The following is an 18,499-nucleotide window of genomic DNA, read 5'->3' as shown; positions in this document are numbered from 1 at the left end:
GTCAGATAGTAATAATGAGCTTATGTTTGAGCCCTTCCGCCATTGATTCGGCAGAAGGGGCAATACTTTTCAGTCTCCTCATTGAAAATGAGCTCTACATCCTGGACTTGGCGCTTATCGTCTAATATAATTTTCTTAACAACTAAATGTAACAACGTCTTTAGCTGCGGAAAAGGAGCCTGCTGAAGCAAGTGATCAAGCCTTTCGATTAAGGAACGTACAAGTTCGTAAGAAATGGTCTCCGCTTGATCGTCCCGCAGCTCTAATTCCAGCTTTGACTTAGGGTGTAGCTCAGTGCACCGCATTCAGGGCAACGAATGATTCCGGTCAGCAAGTACTCTCCCTCGAATCGTTTTTTTGATCTGATGCAACCGCAATTTTACTACTGTAAGCCCATGTTTAGTTAATAAAGGACACGTTCAACTATTTGTATTATCAATACAAGCCTGAAGGAAAGCTTTTTGTTCAGCAGCTGTTAGGCCAGCATTTCGAATATTCGCATCTTTTCCGCAGCCATGCGTTTTGGAAGTCATCAGAAATATTCGATTTGTTTTGTTAGAATTTTAAATAATTTCAGAAGAGAAATAGCGCCTCCTCGTTTTAGTTGAAAAATAGGAGGCGTCATTTGAACCTATAGAATAAGAACAACAAGTGTACGAACATAGTTCGCTCAAAAGTAACCGCAAGGAATTTGGCGTACCAGTTTGTTAAAGTAATTCTAGGAATTTACAAACGAGAACGAAAAAAGCATGCCCGGATACTATCTTTGTTCCGGTAGATAGAGAGGATGGGTTTGTATATACTTTAGATGGAGTAAGAATTAACTAATTCAATCTCAACTGGAACTTCCACAGCAGTCATATTGACAGCTTTGGTTTTTTGTTTAAATAAACCATACGAACATCTATATTAACTCAAAAAGACAAGCACTGTGGCCTCAAAGATTAAATCCATTAAACAAGACGACTTTTGGAGCATGTGAGCAAAGCAACTAAAAAACGAACAATGATTTTCTTCTGGAAGATCGATCGTTATTTGGTTTATTCTAGCTCTTTTATGCATAATTCCAAGATAAGTAGATATACTGATAGTATCGGACAGCTGCTAAAGAAAGCCAAGAGCGAATTTACGCGCCCTTGGCTTTCTTTTGACCATGCAAACCCTAGACATCCTATTAAGTGTTATTTGTGCTTTCGAATCATTCGGCTCACTCTGCCTTGGGAAACTCCCAGTAGCTTCGCCCATTCCTTTTGCGAAGCATCCGGACAGGCTTCCATCACTTCAACTAAGTTTCCCCATGATACTTTTTCATTTCTTCCTTTTTTACGCGTTATTTCATTTAAACGTAAATTAAAACCGTCCACGGTTTCTAAGGTTGCAACCACTTCGGGATTATGTACTGTAAGTTTAGATTCATAGCATGCTTGAAATTCCGCAAGACAGGAAGAACATACAAGCTTCTTACGAAAGTAGATTAAATCCTCCATCGGGCCGCAAAACAAGCACTTTTGTGACCGGTATTTACGGACCATGATCTGCTTGGATTATAGTTTTTTTTATAATCACTATTACATCATATTTATATTTTAACTTACTACTTTGTTACTCCTCTCTCTGTTGGAAGAAGCTTTTCCAACGTTTTTTTCTCTTGAGTCTTTTGTTGAATAAAAAATCTTATAAAACCCGATACATCATTAAATATTTTGTATTTACCGTTTTTATCCTGGGCAATAAAAGTCAAGTCTCCCCTATCTGGAAGATTTATGACTTGGGTTGAGCTCAAAACACAGTGTTTTGCCCACCTTTTTCTTTTGGCTACAATCAACCATTCCGGCGCGTAAAAAACAATAGTTATTCTTGAAGGGAGTTCCAATTCTAATAAAGCATCTATTTCTTTAAAGTCAGGTGACCTATAATCCAAAAATAAGATCAAAGGATTTGATTCATTCACTAATTTTTTAATCTGTTTAATTTGCTCTTGAATTTCTCGATACTCCCTCCTCCTTATTCGAAATAGCATTATTGTGCTTAAAGTAAACCATAGCATTGTACCAACGAAAAATAGAATATCCATCATCATGCCTCGTTTCTTTCCCACAAAAGCTTCACAATTTCGATTGAAAAAGATAGTGCCATAACAAAAAAGATCAAAAGGATACTATGGTAAAAATCCCTGATTTCTCTATAGAAAGTAAAATCAATTAACAAAAGAGTAATAAGAACAAGGTTTCTATAAATAGGAAACCGATTCAGAAAACTGATAGATCCATAGCAAGCACAAGTTTCAAGACCAGTAATTCTTTTCTTTCTCCAGGTTAGAAATGTAAAGACAACAAGTAACCCAATACCCATCAAATGTTTTATACCGTTAGCTAAACCAGTCGCAAAAAAGAAAAACAATAATAACTCCACTATTAATACTATAGTTGCCCCCAAAGAAAGAAGCGAAGGCGATAGCACCCCATAAGAATATATCTCCAATTTAAAACCTTCATAACTTCTCAACTTCATGTAAAAAGGTATAAAGAATAATACGGCAATTGTCAAATCAAGAATATAAGTAATTGTAGCATTTATATTTAATTCACCTCCGTTTTGAGCTTCTCTTCCTGCAAACGAACCGTTAACGGATACCAAGCCTCTTCCTTCTCGTCAACAAAGCATCTGATATTAATCATTCCAGTTTCTACAATTACAGGCGTAATAACAAAATCTTTATCTACACCTGAAATTTGGTCATCTGCTCTATAGTTTCTAAGAACTGTCGTTGATGTTCTGCCTATTTCTTCCCCTTGGTGATTCGTGAGTAGAAAATGGGTATCCACAGCCCTGTCTTTAGGTATATTAAACATTTTTAATAATATATGTAATTCCAGAACGTAAGGTAGAACGGGAATCGTTATATGATTTAACACTCTTCCCAACTCATGACCTCTCAATTCCTCATTATTTATAATTTGGTCGCAAACGATAAGTTGAACGTTCAAATAGCATTCTCCTTTCACTGTAAATAGTAAAAAGAGAAGAGGGATTAATCCCCCTCCTCCAATTATGCTAGTAGCAGCAGCCAACTTTTGTTTGATTACATGGAACAGTACTTCCGTCTTCACATCCGAGTATCTTCGTGGATCCCATTGTTTTTGAATAAGTATTACCACCAGATGTACAAATGGAAGAATAGCAATATGTTTCGTTAGATAATACAATTTGGCATTTTGGATCAGTGCAAGTCATGATTTTTCACCTCCTTTCAATAAAAGATTAAAAAAATTATGCAGACGGGTTGTAAATATTATCTTTCATGATCCTATCAAATTCTTCAAAGTTATAAACAACCCCTTTGGTGATCACTTTTCCAGACTCGTCTGTGAGAATCATAAAGGGTAGATAAGTAACTGAATAATGCGCTTCCATATCACTCTGATCCAGCGAATACACAGGAAAATCCCATCTAAAATAGTCAATCATGCTTTTATGATCCTCTTCATCACCAGTAGAGAAGAGTACAAATGAACAAGACGTATATTTTTTAGTCATTTGTTCAATATGTGGGAGAAGATCAATACAATGTACACAGTGCATTGAGACAAACAGTACTACTCTGGGCATTGTAAGTTCAGTTTCCGTTAAAGTTCCAACAACTTTACATTCGGTTGGTACGTCAGGCAGTATAGAACCAATTAATGGCCCACTATCAGAAGATTTTCCTGTCTTATGATTCAACGACATTTTCCGTCGCCCTCCTTTTACAACTTTAGTCGTACCACTGTTTTTGTTGATACCACATTTCATGATAGAGTCCATTTATGTTAAGAAGATCCTCATGCTTTCCAGACTCAACAAGTCGTCCGCCATCCATAACAAAGATGCGATCTGCCCTCCGTGCTATCCCTACCCGATGAGATACCATAAGCACAGTTTTACCATGACAATGATCGAGTATTTCATTCATAATACTAACTTCGCCCACTGGATCAAGAGCGGAGGTAGGCTCGTCAAATACAACTAGTTCATGATTATCGGAGATAAATACTCGTGATAACGCTAATCTCTGCCACTGTCCACCCGATAAATTGACCGCATTGTCTTCTAACATTCCTAACTTGGTTTCTAATCCGTTTTTGAATGCGTTTGATAGCCCTACTTTTTCCAGAGCTGAATACAATTTATCAGTATTATTTACTTCAGCCACATTACCGACTGCTATGTTATCACGTACATCAGTCATGTACTTAATAAAATCTTGAAAGACAACACTTGTTTTATTCCACATATCAACACGATCAAGTTCATGAACACATACACCATCATAAAAGATAGAATCTCTTTCACTTAGATACAGACCTACCAATAGCTTAATAAGAGTTGACTTACCAGAACCGTTCCCCCCTAGAATCGCAATCATCTCACCCTTTCGAATCTCCCCGGAAATATTCATAAGAGCAGGCTCTTCCCGATTGGGATATCGAAAAGTGAGATTACGGATTTCTAGTTTATCTTGAAAACTGAAAGGCTTCGGCATAATTTGCCTAGACTCTTGAGTAGCAGCATGCACATTTGTTTCTATTTCATGGATTCTCTCTAGATGAGCCGCATTCTCCGCTAGCCTTGCCATTGATACAAACATCATCGTAATATTTCCTTCAGTCATACTTAGTGCCATTGTAATAGCCACATAATCCCCTATGGTAAGATTGCCCTTAATAATTAGTAGTGCAGTAATTACTATAACAACCCCTGAGCTTATTATGGAAAGCAATTCACCAGATGCTTGTCTTTTAAGATTCAACTTTTCAAGCTGCATCGATAACGTATTTGCCTCATCCTTCTTACTCATCCATTTTTGTCGGAAATAAGAAACTAATTGAAACACCGTTATTTCTTTCTGTGTCTGAGAACTGGTCAATAAATCAAAATAGTAAAAATACCCTCGTGATTGTCTTGTCAATTGTTCATTAATCGTTACTCTTTGCCGAACAGCCTGAAGGTCGTAGATCCCTTTTAAAACACCAACACATAGTGCTAATAAACCTATATAAAGATGAGAATACAACAGATAGGTTAAACTTATCGAAGCAATCAAACATTGCTTGATTAGTTGAGTCAAGGTAGTGTAAGAATCCATATATTTACTATTAATAAAAGACCAATAAGAGAAATCACCTGTATATTGGGGATGTTCTTTATTCACCAATTCCGTTTTAGCTACAAGGTTAACCAATTCGTTTTCACAATGTACTGAGAATGACATCTGCATTCGTCTAATTTTAAGAGTAGAATATGATTCAATTAAAAGCCTCGTAGTTTGAAACAAAATGAATAAGACGATACCTCCTAAGAGCCAGTACAAATTCTTGGTCGATAGTTGATCAACAATCCATTTACTAAAGAAGATATTTACATTCGATTGGAACGCGAGAACTAGTGATGTAAATATTGACAGCCAAACGATAGGTTTATTGAAGCAATAAACCTTATTAAAAGCTTGACCGGCATATTTCATCGTGTGTTTAAATGATTTCATTGTTTTATAAGGCTATTCTCATACACTTGGATCAATGGGTTTGCTAGCCGCTTCAGTTTCTCATAGTCGTTAAAAATACCAGCACCAACCACTTGTCCAATCCTATTTAAAACTAGTGCAAATGGAATAACACCAACATGTAACTGATTCTGTAGTTTGATTGGGTCAGATATGTAAAATGGAATGTCTATATCATAAACTTCGCGCTGCATCTCAACTACTTCATCGCTTCCTTCGAATAAAACACAATAATTAAAAGCTCTGAAATTCTCAACAAACTCTTGAATCGGCCCCATATGGCAAGCTGAGCAATGAGCGCTCATTAAGAAGACGACAGAACCATATTCTGTGCTTCTGAGCCATTGGAATGAGGTAGGCTCCGATTTAGCAAGTAAAATCAAATTTTCGGGGAAGTACGTTCCTAACTTATATTCTTCTGAAAATTGCTTTAAGAATCTCCTGTGATTATCGTGCGGTCGTTCAATCTCCATTCTATTTCCTCCAATGCTGTGAATTCGAGAAACCCCTTTCATTTTTCATACATCTTAAAGAGATTTGAACACGTCAATCTGATTTTTAAACGAATATGTAAGATTACCACTTACTTTACATCATATTACATTAAATTCTTGTTTCTGGGAATATCTTTTTTTTGTAAAAATTTATATTTTTAATACAATATATCTCACTTTGCATCATTTTACATAAAATATATTAATATATTTTTTTGGAGGGTTACATTGATAATGTTAAAGAAAGCAGGAAAATGGATAATATTTATTGAATGTAAAACTGTATAACTGTAAATAAGGGGATGATAGGGTGGGAATAACAATAAGCTTTGGCATCCAGAAGGGCGGAGCAGGAAAAACAACGACAACCGCAATTACTGCATTTCTTTTGGATAAAGCAGGTAAAAAGGTGCTCGCGGTTGATTTTGATAGCCAGGGGAATCTTACGCAGTTTCTGACGCAGCGTAATATATACGATTTCACGAAACGGACTGTTTTAGAAGCTCTTAAGGAACAAAATGTAGAACCATACATCCATCATGTTTCCGAAAATCTAGACATAGTGCCGGCGGAGGATCTCTTGATTACATTTTCTAGTTGGCTATATCAGAAATATCATGGAACAGATCCGTCCAGGGTTCTGAGAGATACATTGGAGTCAGTAAAAGGCGAGTACGACTCTATATTAATTGATCTTCCTCCTAATTTGGGTGATCATACTATAAATGCACTAACGGCCTCTGACTTCGCTGTTGTCATGCTGCAGAGTGAACCTTTTTGTCATGATGCACTCGATCGCTACTTAGAGATGCTACAACTTGTCAAGACGGAAACAAATCCAGATCTTGTACTGGCGGGAATTTTAACAGTTATGTTGGACGCTAGAACGACGCTCGACACGGTCATTTTAGATAGAGTACGTAGTGATTATGAGAATATTGTTTTCCAATCTGTAATTAAGCGCCCAGCCGCATAAAAGAATTTACTGTTATAGGCCTTCAATTAACGACCAAAGCTGATCAAGACGCTCTACAGCCCTATAGTAATTTCGTAAAGGAGTTGATCGATCGTGTCCAGTAAAATGGAAAAGATTAAAGGATTAATAGATCGTAAACAATATACAAACACAAATTTACAGGAAACTGTAAATACAGTAATACATAAAGATGGGAAGGAAGAGACTAAATCAAGCATCTCGCCGAAAAAGAAGGCCACGTATGAATTGGACTTGGATCTACATACAGAACTTAAAATATTTGCGGCTAAGCAAAATAAAAAAATGGTTGATATCGTAGAGATCGCCTTAAGGGAATATTTATATTCGCATGAATAGTCATAAAATGCTTGCACCTGGAAAAAGTAAGTTGTGAGGTACGGTGAGAGCAGAAAATGGCACATTGAGCATAAAGCCCAATGTGCCATCTTGTTTTAATCTTCTGATTCATTAATGAAATAAAGAAAAGTAATTAAGAATAAATAAAACAATCTCCACAAAAACAGTAACAGAAATATATATAAGGTTGTGGATGAACTCCTCCAGCGAAATACTCCGCAATTTACTGAGGCGGCGAAGGGTATCAGAGAGTGGCGAAACTGAGGGAAGGGAACTGACCTTAAAATCGGTTCCCGATGCCGATGCCTCCGAGCTGGAACAGCAGCTTGTTGAATCGTATGTACAACGATCGATCTCAGGATTACCGGTAAACTACTATTGAAATGAGGTATGCAATGTGAAAATTGACGTTAATCAGTTAGCAGTGCATCTTGCACATACTCCTTTTCAAGTAGAAGGAGTATATCGATATGCTAGAAATCCAGGTGTGCCTCACGCTGACTATACAGATTCTTTTCCTGGATTTGTGTTTCCACTTACAGGTAAGGTGCAATTTGAATTTAATGGAACGCCTTATATCTTTTCGCCAGGAAAAGTTGTGCATGGTGGTGCAAAAATGAAACTAGCTCAAAAAATGTTTGGTAAAACCGACTGGGAATATATTCTTGTTCTATACCGGATATGTAACTCAGAACTAGCAGAGTCAAGCTTTTCTCATCAGCATTTTGAATTATCAACAGGACCATCTCCTCGTCTTATTGAATTAATCATGCGTCTTTGGCATGTGTATAATCAGCGTGGAGGCATTTCGATGTTTCAGACCGAAATGCTATTTCGTGACGTACTGAATGAAGCCTTAGTATGTGTTGATAATAGGCAAAATAGTTGTGAATCGCATACTTTATTCGAACGGGTATCTAATTATATTCATGAATACTATTATCAAAGCCTTACAATCGCATCGCTTGCAGAACAACATAACGTTAATCGAAATCGACTTTCTTACATATTTAGAAGACATGCAGGTATGGGACCAGCAGAATATTTACTAAAATATCGTATAAACGCGGCGCAAGAAATGCTATTTACAAGTGATGCGCCTGTACAACAAATTGCGCAAACGGTTGGAATGGCTGACCCCTTTTATTTTAGTAGAGTGTTCAAGAAACAATGTGGCATTTCTCCTACTGAATATCGAGAGAAGTTCATCAATAATCCATGCTAATTTCAACAGGCATCCATTCTAATCTAAAAATTACTTTACTATAATAATGGTTAACCAAAGAAACCATTATGTTGGAGGAATTTCGTATGCAAAAGATTAAAGGACTGCTAGTCTCAATGCTATTATTAGCAGGCATACTAGCAGGTTGTAATGAAGCACCTGCTGAAAATAAAGGATCAACTAAAGAAGGCGCATCTACATCAGCAGTTAATGTAGATGCAACTGATTGGCCAAGAACATTTAAAGATGCCTTAGGTAAAGAAATTGTTATCAAGAAAAAACCAGAAAAAATAGCCTCAGTATGGTATTTTTATCCTGAAATATTAGTTGCATTAGGTGAGCCACCTGCTGCTTCGACTGAAAAAGAGTATCTATCTTCTTTATCTTATTTAAAAGGAAAGCTGGATTCAGCTGAAGAATTAGGCAATAAAGTGTCTCCTAGTATTGAAAAAGTTTTATCTATTAAGCCTGATTTTATTTTAGCAACAGAGCATCATGAAGCAGTGTATGATTCACTAGATAAAATTGCGCCAGTCATTACGTTAAAATACAAGGACATCTATGAAGATTGGCAATATGGACTCCGTACAGTAGCCGAGATTATTGGAAAAGAAGACGAAGCAGAAAAAGTAATTGATAAAATGATGAAAGAAATCACAACTGGGCGTGAAGTATTAAAGTCGATGGAAGGAGAGACAGTAGCACTTATATTGTCTTGGGATGGAAAAACTTTTAATGTTCTAGGTGAAGGAAATCCGGTCTATAAAATTGCGTTTGATAAAGAAAAGGGACTGGGGCTTACACCAGATGATACATATACAGGTGATAATAATGAATTTACTACGTTTGAAGGAATGTCAACTGTTCAAGCAGACCATATTTTCCTTATAGGTGACATTACAAAAGAGGAACAATTAATGAATGGCTTAAAACAAAGTAATGTATGGAATGCTATGAATGCCGTAAAGAAAGGCAATGTCTATTTAATGGATAATTCCGCTATTACTGGTGGGCCATTAGCTACTGAATACGCTATGCAAAATATATTAACTGCCTTGCGTAAGTAGATAATGGTTAGCTCTTGCCTGTTCTCTGTAACGGTAGCTTGAAGGCCAAAAAATAAGGAGTGATTACTATCCATTACCAAGCGATTAATCTAAATGAGAAACTATCTGAACTTAACGATCTTTGGTCTCTGAAAGTCATTGGTGAAATGAATGACTATCAATTTAAACTCATTAAGATTGCCGGGGAGTTTGAATGGCATAGTCATGAAGAGACCGATAAAGTATTTATGGTGATCGAAGGGGAGATGATCATTGATTTTCGTGATGGTCAGGTTAAAATCTCCAAGGGTGAGATGATTGTTCTCCCGAAGGGGATCGAGATGAAGCCTTCCGCCGAAAAGGAATGCCATATCATGTTGGTGGAGCCTAGAAGCATAGTAAACAATGACGGTACTGAGTCCGAATTAACTGCAGCCAATGATACTTGGATCTAGTGTTTGTTACTAGTACGAACTCAATGTATGAGAAAATGGTTCACTTGACATTCCCACGGCTAAAGCCGCAAGGTCACTAACGTGACTGGGATTCTTGAGTAGTTAACGTCCTCAATCCATTTCTGCTTTGGACAACTCTCAAGATTAGGGCGTGTCATCGCCCCTCCTAAGACAGTGTATGTTGCATCTTAGGCTGACAGACTGTTACCATCTGCCACAGGTGTGTAGCGAATGTTCATCGCTCCCACAATATCACGATGTTTCTCGAATCCACATTGGCACTTGTATGTTCTATCGTGCGCCTTGTTCTTTTCTGAACATTTCGGGCATGATTGACTCGTATAGGCAGGATTAACATACTCTACTTTGATCCCAACTATGTTCGCTTTGTACTCGATGAAAGTAGATAGACGATAGAAAGACCATTTATGTAGATTCTTTTCGTTTTTACAACTTGTTCTTGTCGTCTGCCTGATATTCGTTAGTTGCTCTAAGCGAATGACAGAAATCTGATTCTCAACTGCAAAACTGACGATTTTACGACTAACCTTGTGGTCTTTGTCTTTCATCCATCTTTGTTCTTTATCATCTAATTTACGAAACTTCCGTTTCATGTATTTATTTTCTCGTCCATTCCCAAAAAAGCGAACCTTATCATCGTCTGTGATGGCTACCGCAGGAACTTTTAGCCCTAAGTCAACGCCTAAAATCCTTTTATCTGTTTTGTCAGTTGTTGGAATCGTGACAGAAAATTGGGCTATCCACTTACCTGAATGTTTTGTGATACGTAGTGTACGGAGTCTGTGCTAGCTCGACCTCACTATCCATGACCGCTTCGGCCACCCTGTACGGCCGCAAGAATGGTTCCTTGTGCCAATTCATGTGATTGATGAAGCGGTAAAACGTATTCGGGATGGCTCGATTACCAATGTGGTTTACGATCCTAAGACGGCCAGATTGGTCGATCTTGCTCAGTAGAAATGCCGTTTTTAACCCTTGTCTCTACAATGAAGGACACCCAATCAGGGTGTCCTTCATTTCGCTCTATAGATGTTACGGTGAACCTTATCATAAGTAACGGCATATTTTTTTTGAAAAACCTCGTGGAAGCTCTGGAAAAGCGCCTTGATTACCCTAGGTTTGGTAACCTAAACTGAGTCTGAAGGACAGCGAAAACGGGTCTTTGCTTGTTTTTTGAGGCTACAGAACCTGTAGCTATAGCTGGCGGTTTTTAAAATTATAAGAATTAATATGCTGCTTGTGGAGCATCATTATCTTTTTTGCAAAAAGATCCACCATTGCTGGTCAAAGCCGGGAATGAAAATCTCTTCGCAACCCTGAATCCCGGTCAGCCAGCGTCTGGTCAGGGGGATGATATTCTCAAACAAATCTGCCGGGTAGCCCCAGTCAAGGTCCAGCTGGAACATATAATGATTCAAAGCGATAATGCCATCTGTCCGCAGAGATTTCAATAAAGTGTGGATCAAGGTGATAAAAGGCTGCATGACATGAACATCGAGTGTATCTGAGGCAACCTCCTGCTGAAGAAGTTTGATCATGTCCGGCAAAGTTTCCATCCAATCCGTATGGATGGTGTCGATTCCAGCCTGTCCGCATAAAATCGCCTGGATGATATCATTGACCGCATGCTGAAAAACGATAAGATCCACTGACCCGGGAGCCAGATGCTTTTCGAGATAAGCTGCATCATCCTCTATGATTTTCATATGCAGGGGAAGGCACAGCGTTTTCTGTAGCAAACTGCTGGTGAGGCTTTTATTCATATTGGCCGTTATGTATGTACTGTTCGGATGGGTTCGTGCCATGACCTGGGGAACCATATCTGCATCGCCGGAAGCCACCTCTAATAATGTCAGGTCATCTCCCAACTGCAGTGCTTCAAAAACCTCAGCCCAACGCGCTCTGAAGTAGACTTCATTTACAACGGTAAAGTGGGCAATCGGACTTTCCAGCAACAGCTTAAGCTGGTGTTCAACCTCGTTTTGTGGGAGGGAGCGATATTGCTTCAGTTCTGGCTCGCTCAAAAAACGTTGTGCATGCTCATTTATTAATGGGTAGCATTTGTCTACGTCGTCTAACGGAATCATATTAAACTTCCCCTTTCTGGTAAAACCATATTTGCTACTAGTATAGATATTAATAGATTTGTAACAATATGCATTATTAAAGGTTTAGTGTACAAAAAACGGTTAAGGAAGAGTATCAAGTGGAATGATCAATCACGAATTCTTACAGCACTATGGGGTAATTCCACTACGTATACATTGAAGGCGGATTATTCGGCAATAAGGCTTACTGGGAGCCTGCTCTGCAAGCAGCTATAATCAATCTGCCAAATAAGAAAAGCAAGGCCGAGTCAAGCAAAGACTTGGTTGCAGCGGTTCAAGTTGCTAATATATGTAGAGCTTGTGCTGGAGCTGCAGGAGTTGATGGCAAAGGAAGGACTTCAAGTGGATGAACAGGGTATATAAGTAGGTTCGACGCAATAATGTAAACTTAACATGGATAAGTGTATAGTTCAATTACTTCCTACCTCAAATTCCAGATTATAGAGGTAGTAGATGAAAAAGCACCCGACTCTCTGAGCGAAGCAGAGGTGGTGCAGGCCAAGGGCGCGAGGGCGCGCGTATCCTCGCGCATGTGAAGAGAGCGAGGCGCATGTCATTGCGATCGCGATTTGACGGCAAGCTCTGGAGCTCGGAAGAGCTTGCCGCAGAGTTGGACCGGCTCGGCCCCTACGGGACGAGCCATGTCGCCTTCCTCATCGGAGGGAGCCACGGGCTCTCCGATGAGGTCATGCTCCTGGTCCTCACCGAGCAGATTTATCGCGTGGTGAAGATAAATCGGGGTGAACCGTATCATAAGTAGGGCGAATAGGTATAAATATGTCTGATGTACCTTTTTATGTTTTAAATGGATCGTAGAATAATGAAGGTGGGGGTAGGAATGATCTTGACCCTGATCAAATTGGTACCTATCAATGCGTCAATCACATCTGGGGTATTAATTCTTATAGTTAATATTACCCATAAAAGAGGTATAATAATATAAAGGGAGTGGTTAATTTGAGTGGGTATTATTGACAGAAGATAAAATACTAAATGAAATTAAGAGGAGGGTATTCGTTGTCAGAAGCAATAGATTTCTATGTCAGTCTCTTGGATGATAAAAGTGCGAATGAAATCCTTAATAAATTTAAGGAGACAGTTCCGGGGTTTCTAAAGCAGCCTCCATTAAAGTTGAAAAAGAATTATATTAACCAGATATTTAGACGTCAAACACCTAAAATGAGAAGGAAGAAAGCTGATCCATTTTTTCAACACTTTCATAGTGGTCACGATCTTAATGATTTATCGGAAGCGACATCAAAGGAAGAGTTTTTAGCACGTATATCTTCTAAAGACATAGCGGATCATTTGAAGGTTGCTTTGGCTATTAAATATGATATTAAACTTGTTGAAGAGATATTGCCCGAGTTGCAAAGGAAATTAGAAAACAGTGAAAAATTATTTGATTATACCTTAGAGATTAAGACAGATGAGCAAGCACTCAAGTTATTAAGCCAAAACCTCTATCTTAATGATCATCAAAAAGAATCCTATTTTAAGTCAGCTTTATTATTACTATCGAGTGAACAAACTAAACAATTTAAGGTAGAACTGAATAAAGTGAAAGAAATGTCCCTCAAGGAATTCTACGCTTACTATCAGAATGTCCAGGACCACGGTTTATTATCATTTGCTTATGCAATTCAACATGACAGTTTGGAATATAGTATTCGTTATGGTTTAGTCTCAAATTTCTTATATGATATAGCTAGAAAGGGAAAAGAAGCGGTTGACGAATTAGAACAATCACAGATTCACAAGACTAAGCTTCAGGAGGAGGAAAATTCATTAAACGAACTGAAGGAGAAACTTAAAGTAGCAGAAGAAAGTAAAAAAGATATTGTTGTTGCGAAAAAGTCAGTTAATAACCTTCAGAAAGAACTTGAAAAAGTGAAGGTTAGGCTTGCTGATAAGGAACTAGAAATTGTGCAGTTAGATGACATTAATATGTCTAAAATGGAAGAACAAAAAGAGCTTTATCAGTCTATGATTCAAGAAAAGGATCAAGAAAATCTTAATCTTCGTCGTCAATTAGAGAGTTGGAAGGTAGATGTAACAGAAAGAATAAATGGATTTTGTATACTTTATGAGTCATCAGATGTATCACTAGCGAGATGTTTATTTCCAGAAGTGATCTTTGTTACCTTTAAGGATTGGGAAAAACAAAAAGATTCTCTTATTAAGAATGGTCTCACTCAAGTATATATTCAACAAAACGGAATATCCTCCAAAAAGCTGTTTTCTTTACAGAAGTCGATGAATGGAATGCACTATTCCACTTTTGTTATACATGATCATAAATCTTTAATCGAACTATTATCCATTTGGAAGCGAGGGGAAGAATCGAATGTTTAGACTTGATCCGGAAGAGAAAAAGCGGTATGCAGATATATCCCAATGTCTAATGCTCGGTACGTTGACAAGTAAAGACAACTTGAATGGTCCCACAGATGAACCAGTCATGCCACGAGGACATTCCAACAATCCGCAGTTTTTTATTAAACCAGTATCTCCAGAACCAGTCCCATTACTCGAGTTAAATGATATGTTACTTGAACGTAGCTTAAGTCCACTGTATATTGGTTTAACTGATAATAACCTTAGGTTTCCACGCAACTTCTATCCAGCAGGATATACCTATACGCATGACCTTGACAAACGTATTGAGTCTTTAAGAAATAGATTAGAAAACAAACTAATTGTATTCCGCCCCCAGGTTAATTATATGACAGCCGCGGATGGGTACTCAGAGAAAATATTCAAGAATTTGGAGATAAAAAATATAGATGATGGATATAAAGAGGAGGCCGAATATGTATCTGTTCCAAAACTGACGATGGGTATTAGCTCATGGGAATCATCTCTTCAGTCCGGTAAGGCTCTTCGCTTTCAGGATTATTATTATCATGCGGAAGGACCAAAGTATGTAATATGTGGAGAGTACCTATATAAGCTGGACGGTGAATGGAAGGACTCAGTTGATCAAGGATGGGCTTACGAATCATCACTTGAGACCGTAGAAAGAGTTAAAATTGATCCGGATGCAATCTCGGATTTCCAAATTTATGGTAGCGATAATTTAATTTTCCTTGATAGAAAGTATTTATATGAAACAACCTCTGCGTTTATACAGGTTGGAAATTCGGAAAAAGAACGGTTAGAAGTAATACAAGATATCACAACTGGTACTTCTTCTAAACAGAATAATGAGGATGAGGTTGATCAAGATGAAATTAATTATGATGATTTAGAAAGCCAGTTCCTGGAGCACTTAAAGACACTTGGGGAGTCAAAAGGACTATTCTATGATATGAACGACCTTGTAAATTTCCACGTGAGTGTGAAGACTAATCCTATAACCGTCCTTGCTGGCATGTCGGGTACAGGGAAATCTCAACTAGCTTTACTATATGCAGAGGCCATGGGACTTAAACAAGAGAAAAATACACTTCTTGTATTACCTATTAGTCCAAGTTATACAGAACCAAGTGACTTACTGGGATATCTTAATGCTTCTACAGGTCTTTACGTACCTTCAGATACAGGATTTGTAGAGTTTTTAAAACATGCTAAAGATCGCCCTGAACAAATGCACATAGTTGCTTTTGACGAGATGAATCTGAGTCAGGTGGAATACTGGTTTGCACCATTTATTAGTATCTTAGAGTTACCAGAAAATCAGGAACGGAAATTGAGACTATACAATAAGGAGACTGCAACCTGTCACAATCGATCTAACTACCCTGATTCGATTGAAATAGGAGATAACATAGTATTTATTGGAACGGCAAATATAGATGAAACAACGAAGAACTTTTCAGACCGTTTTTTAGATCGTGCTAATATTGTAACACTGCGTAAATTATCATTTAGCTCTCTATTGGCGCGTGAAATTGTCGAACCTACTAAGCCTCTTATTTCATTTGGTTCAAAAGATGTTTTTACAAAATGGAGTAGTAAAGATCTTGCGATAAGCGCATTTAGCTTAGAAGAGTTAAAGTTCTTCGACGAACTTCATGACATAATACAACAGTATGATTATCAAAAGGGAGTATCTCACCGTGTTATTCGAAAAATCGGGGAGTACTTAAACTCTATACCACTAAATCAACAAGGTAAACCATACCTTGATCGTAGAATGGTAATTGATCTCCAATTTAAACAACGTATTCTTACTAAAATCCGTGGTTCTTCAGAACAATTTCAGAAGTTAGTTGGGGTTGCGAATGAAAATCACGGTGGCGTGCAACAAAGTGAGATGTTTGATCTTTTCACCAGTGATAGAGCAAGGGGAATAAGCGATTTTGAGTTTACACTTGTTGAAATACATCGTAAAGCGCGGGAGATGGCAATCCATGATTATGCATCCTAAAGTGTTCATTGGTAAACGCTTTAATCATGAGAACTGGAGAGACGCTGAACTTACATTAATTAAATACGAAGCGGGTAGTTTATTACCATCTGTAGAAATTAATGAATACCAAGCAATCCGGGTTCGGTTTGAATCTAATAGTATTTTCGATCGACTATATGTCGATCGATTTGATTGCGACGATATTTTGATTCTTGAACCGGGAAGTGAAGAAGAGCTCGTTCAAATCCGTGATATTGATCATATGCCTGCTCCTGGTCATTACATGGTTCGGCTTGAAACACAGCAAGGAATTTATCACGGAATGTATACGATTAGGGGTAGTAACTTCGATGAAGATCGTTTATTTTTTCTTAGAAATTATTTAGAACAAAAAGTTTCAGGGCTATCGTATGATCTTGTAACAAGGCGCTTTGGTGCATACATAGACGAAGGTCAATCTTCCGTTCATATACTCAACGTATATCGGCATATACAAGCAAATTATCCGAAATTAAAGCACGCCCTTGAATCAATAATAGAATTACCTTCTGAACATATCATGCAGCAGTATAACATTCGATCAGTGTCCAAGAAACCAGATATAAAAAGCCAGCGTTGGCTTGCCATGAAGGGTGGTCGGAATAACACAAATCTAGACCGTCCCGAAAACTTTTATGAAAGACATGCCGTATTAACAAACGATGTTCCTGAGAACCAATGGTTTAAATGGTTCCTTGTATTTCTAAAACGCAACGTAAAGGGTCTTGAGAACGGATTTAGAAAACGTTATGAGTTGCAAATAAATAAGGTCGATCACTCAAAAAGTCGTCTTCTACAAGTAAACGATAGTTTATATCGATATGATCAAACTACGATGAAATACGGGAATGAGAAGGTGGTGAGACAACTTAGGTATGAAAGGGACGGTATTACAAGAACGTTACAACAACAGGAAGATGAAGCTGCTAAAATCCTAAATGAGCTTCGAAAAATTCTGAAAATGGTCAGTATGTTCTCAAGGTACTTAGAAGATAGTTGGTTAAAAGATATAAAATATATACCAGTATTTAAAAGGCCTCCAACATTCGTGCTACGAGATCAACGTTATTCAGTGCTGTATCGATTATACAGGGAAGTCCATGTTCAGATGAAACGCAACTCCTCAAATCGGCAGAGCACGTATCCATATAATCGCTCATCAAAATTGATGGAGGTTTATTGCACGTGCTTAATAATTGATGTGTTCAATGATTTGGATTTCAAATGGGATACAGGATGGCTTGCTGATCACTCTCAGGAGCGATTTATTGGTGAATTGCTAACGGGGGAGAAGATGACCTTTGTTAAAGATGGCTACCGGGTGGACCTTGTATATGATCAGGAGTTACCAAGACGTCTGAATGAGGAGGAATATGGGTTTATAGCGAATATCCATAATAGACCTGACATTCGGTTGGATATATATGATACTAAGGGTAAGCTTATTAAGGCCTTGGTTATCGAAGTTAAATATCGTAAATACAGATATTTGTGGAATACACAGTTTAATCGGGAGACAGATGATTTTATTCAGATAAGTGATTACAACAGAATACTATATCGTTGTCCCATTGATAGGAATCGTACTAGTAAAATTGATAAGGTTATTGCTCTATATCCCAAACAAACAAACGGGGTTGCTTTTGAACATAAGCATGATGGAAGTGTAACCTTTATTCAGATTGAACCCGTTGATCCTACAACGAAAGAAGTACCTTTTGGATATGAATATCTAAAGGATGAGATTACTCAATTTATAAATCAAAACATGCTCATGCACAAAAATGAAGAGGCAGGGTCAATTTCACTGTAAGCCTCAAGCTTAAAGGGTACCCAGTAGAGTATCATGAAGGGTTCCCTCTTGAGGTAAAACGGTATAATG

General features: G+C 37.9%; 18 protein-coding genes and 1 pseudogene. 9 read left to right on the top strand and 10 right to left on the bottom strand.

Annotated elements, in window-relative coordinates:
* Positions 1–20: 20 nt before the first annotated feature.
* From PGLA_RS28035 to PGLA_RS14460, 8 genes are all read right to left on the bottom strand, one after another.
* A complete protein-coding gene (locus tag PGLA_RS28035; RefSeq protein WP_068533891.1) occupies positions 21–305 on the bottom strand; it encodes a hypothetical protein in 285 nt (94 codons plus the stop codon).
* An 876-nt stretch (positions 306–1,181) separates the two neighbouring features.
* Positions 1,182–1,487 (bottom strand): hypothetical protein, encoded by a 306-nt coding sequence (locus tag PGLA_RS14490; RefSeq protein WP_068533889.1) that lies wholly within the window; start codon positions 1,485–1,487, stop codon positions 1,182–1,184.
* Positions 1,488–1,594: 107 nt separating this feature from the next.
* Positions 1,595–2,047: a hypothetical protein gene (locus PGLA_RS14485; protein WP_211269551.1), complete on the bottom strand. Its 453-nt coding sequence runs from the start codon at positions 2,045–2,047 to the stop codon at positions 1,595–1,597.
* Positions 2,048–2,076: 29 nt separating this feature from the next.
* The gene (locus PGLA_RS14480) at positions 2,077–2,637 is read right to left on the bottom strand and encodes a MauE/DoxX family redox-associated membrane protein (RefSeq protein WP_245699921.1); all 561 of its coding nucleotides are present in this window, start codon (positions 2,635–2,637) and stop codon (positions 2,077–2,079) included.
* Positions 2,580–3,206 (bottom strand): hypothetical protein, encoded by a 627-nt coding sequence (locus PGLA_RS14475; protein WP_245699916.1) that lies wholly within the window; start codon positions 3,204–3,206, stop codon positions 2,580–2,582. The genes PGLA_RS14480 and PGLA_RS14475 overlap by 58 nt, the downstream gene beginning before the upstream one ends.
* A 64-nt stretch (positions 3,207–3,270) precedes the next feature.
* Complete coding sequence (locus PGLA_RS14470) at positions 3,271–3,729, bottom strand: TlpA family protein disulfide reductase (RefSeq protein WP_068533885.1); 459 nt, start codon at positions 3,727–3,729, stop codon at positions 3,271–3,273.
* Positions 3,730–3,754: 25 nt separating this feature from the next.
* Positions 3,755–5,524, bottom strand: a complete 1,770-nt coding sequence (locus PGLA_RS14465) for an ATP-binding cassette domain-containing protein (RefSeq protein WP_068533883.1) — start codon at positions 5,522–5,524, stop codon at positions 3,755–3,757.
* Positions 5,521–6,015, bottom strand: a complete 495-nt coding sequence (locus tag PGLA_RS14460) for a hypothetical protein (RefSeq protein WP_068533881.1) — start codon at positions 6,013–6,015, stop codon at positions 5,521–5,523. Before PGLA_RS14460 ends, PGLA_RS14465 begins: the two co-directional genes overlap by 4 nt.
* A gap of 331 nt (positions 6,016–6,346) precedes the next feature.
* Here PGLA_RS14460 and PGLA_RS14455 point away from each other — a divergent pair, with 331 nt between their 5' ends.
* From PGLA_RS14455 to PGLA_RS14435, 5 genes are all read left to right on the top strand, one after another.
* The gene (locus PGLA_RS14455; protein ID WP_245699913.1) at positions 6,347–7,012 is read left to right on the top strand and encodes a ParA family protein; all 666 of its coding nucleotides are present in this window, start codon (positions 6,347–6,349) and stop codon (positions 7,010–7,012) included.
* Between the two features lie 93 nt (positions 7,013–7,105).
* Entirely contained in the window at positions 7,106–7,369 is a 264-nt protein-coding gene (locus PGLA_RS14450) for a hypothetical protein (protein ID WP_068533879.1), read from the top strand.
* A gap of 397 nt (positions 7,370–7,766) precedes the next feature.
* On the top strand, positions 7,767–8,594 hold the full coding sequence (locus tag PGLA_RS14445; protein WP_068533877.1) for a helix-turn-helix transcriptional regulator: 828 nt from the start codon (positions 7,767–7,769) through the stop codon (positions 8,592–8,594).
* Positions 8,595–8,680: 86 nt separating this feature from the next.
* Complete coding sequence (locus PGLA_RS14440; RefSeq protein ID WP_068533875.1) at positions 8,681–9,661, top strand: ABC transporter substrate-binding protein; 981 nt, start codon at positions 8,681–8,683, stop codon at positions 9,659–9,661.
* A 68-nt stretch (positions 9,662–9,729) separates the two neighbouring features.
* Entirely contained in the window at positions 9,730–10,095 is a 366-nt protein-coding gene (locus PGLA_RS14435; protein ID WP_026010820.1) for a cupin domain-containing protein, read from the top strand.
* A gap of 188 nt (positions 10,096–10,283) precedes the next feature.
* Here the strand turns inward: PGLA_RS14435 and PGLA_RS14430 are convergent.
* Positions 10,284–10,901: pseudogene (locus PGLA_RS14430) on the bottom strand (RNA-guided endonuclease TnpB family protein); the annotation flags it as partial.
* A gap of 465 nt (positions 10,902–11,366) precedes the next feature.
* Positions 11,367–12,203, bottom strand: a complete 837-nt coding sequence (locus tag PGLA_RS14425) for a hypothetical protein (protein WP_068533873.1) — start codon at positions 12,201–12,203, stop codon at positions 11,367–11,369.
* A 571-nt stretch (positions 12,204–12,774) separates the two neighbouring features.
* Here PGLA_RS14425 and PGLA_RS29750 point away from each other — a divergent pair.
* From PGLA_RS29750 to PGLA_RS14405, 4 genes are all read left to right on the top strand, one after another.
* A complete protein-coding gene (locus PGLA_RS29750; protein WP_245699910.1) occupies positions 12,775–12,984 on the top strand; it encodes a 23S rRNA (pseudouridine(1915)-N(3))-methyltransferase RlmH in 210 nt (69 codons plus the stop codon).
* Positions 12,985–13,241: 257 nt separating this feature from the next.
* A complete protein-coding gene (locus tag PGLA_RS14415) occupies positions 13,242–14,579 on the top strand; it encodes a hypothetical protein (RefSeq protein WP_068533871.1) in 1,338 nt (445 codons plus the stop codon).
* A complete protein-coding gene (locus PGLA_RS14410; RefSeq protein WP_068533869.1) occupies positions 14,572–16,596 on the top strand; it encodes an McrB family protein in 2,025 nt (674 codons plus the stop codon). The genes PGLA_RS14415 and PGLA_RS14410 overlap by 8 nt, the downstream gene beginning before the upstream one ends.
* Positions 16,580–18,430 carry a DUF2357 domain-containing protein gene (locus tag PGLA_RS14405; RefSeq protein ID WP_068533867.1) on the top strand — a complete coding sequence of 617 codons (1,851 nt, stop codon included), beginning with the start codon at positions 16,580–16,582 and terminating at the stop codon, positions 18,428–18,430. The genes PGLA_RS14410 and PGLA_RS14405 overlap by 17 nt, the downstream gene beginning before the upstream one ends.
* Positions 18,431–18,499: the final 69 nt, after the last annotated feature.

Origin of the sequence: Paenibacillus glacialis (genome assembly GCF_001637205.1) — a bacterium.
Taxonomy (GTDB): domain Bacteria; phylum Bacillota; class Bacilli; order Paenibacillales; family Paenibacillaceae; genus Paenibacillus_AQ; species Paenibacillus_AQ glacialis.
This window is presented reverse-complemented; position numbering and strand designations above follow the sequence as displayed.

What these genes read in the sequence shown, in the direction of transcription:
- PGLA_RS14470 (WP_068533885.1), bottom strand. Translation starts at nt 3,729, where the DNA reads ATGTCGTTGAATCATAAGACAGGAAAATCTTCTGATAGTGGGCCATTA.
- PGLA_RS29750 (WP_245699910.1), top strand. Translation starts at nt 12,775, where the DNA reads ATGTCATTGCGATCGCGATTTGACGGCAAGCTCTGGAGCTCGGAAGAG.
- PGLA_RS14465 (WP_068533883.1), bottom strand. Translation starts at nt 5,524, where the DNA reads ATGAAATCATTTAAACACACGATGAAATATGCCGGTCAAGCTTTTAAT.
- PGLA_RS14405 (WP_068533867.1), top strand. Translation starts at nt 16,580, where the DNA reads ATGATTATGCATCCTAAAGTGTTCATTGGTAAACGCTTTAATCATGAG.
- PGLA_RS14485 (WP_211269551.1), bottom strand. Translation starts at nt 2,047, where the DNA reads ATGCTATGGTTTACTTTAAGCACAATAATGCTATTTCGAATAAGGAGG.
- PGLA_RS28035 (WP_068533891.1), bottom strand. Translation starts at nt 305, where the DNA reads ATGCGGTGCACTGAGCTACACCCTAAGTCAAAGCTGGAATTAGAGCTG.
- PGLA_RS14490 (WP_068533889.1), bottom strand. Translation starts at nt 1,487, where the DNA reads ATGGAGGATTTAATCTACTTTCGTAAGAAGCTTGTATGTTCTTCCTGT.
- PGLA_RS14460 (WP_068533881.1), bottom strand. Translation starts at nt 6,015, where the DNA reads ATGGAGATTGAACGACCGCACGATAATCACAGGAGATTCTTAAAGCAA.
- PGLA_RS14410 (WP_068533869.1), top strand. Translation starts at nt 14,572, where the DNA reads ATGTTTAGACTTGATCCGGAAGAGAAAAAGCGGTATGCAGATATATCC.
- PGLA_RS14425 (WP_068533873.1), bottom strand. Translation starts at nt 12,203, where the DNA reads ATGATTCCGTTAGACGACGTAGACAAATGCTACCCATTAATAAATGAG.
- PGLA_RS14440 (WP_068533875.1), top strand. Translation starts at nt 8,681, where the DNA reads ATGCAAAAGATTAAAGGACTGCTAGTCTCAATGCTATTATTAGCAGGC.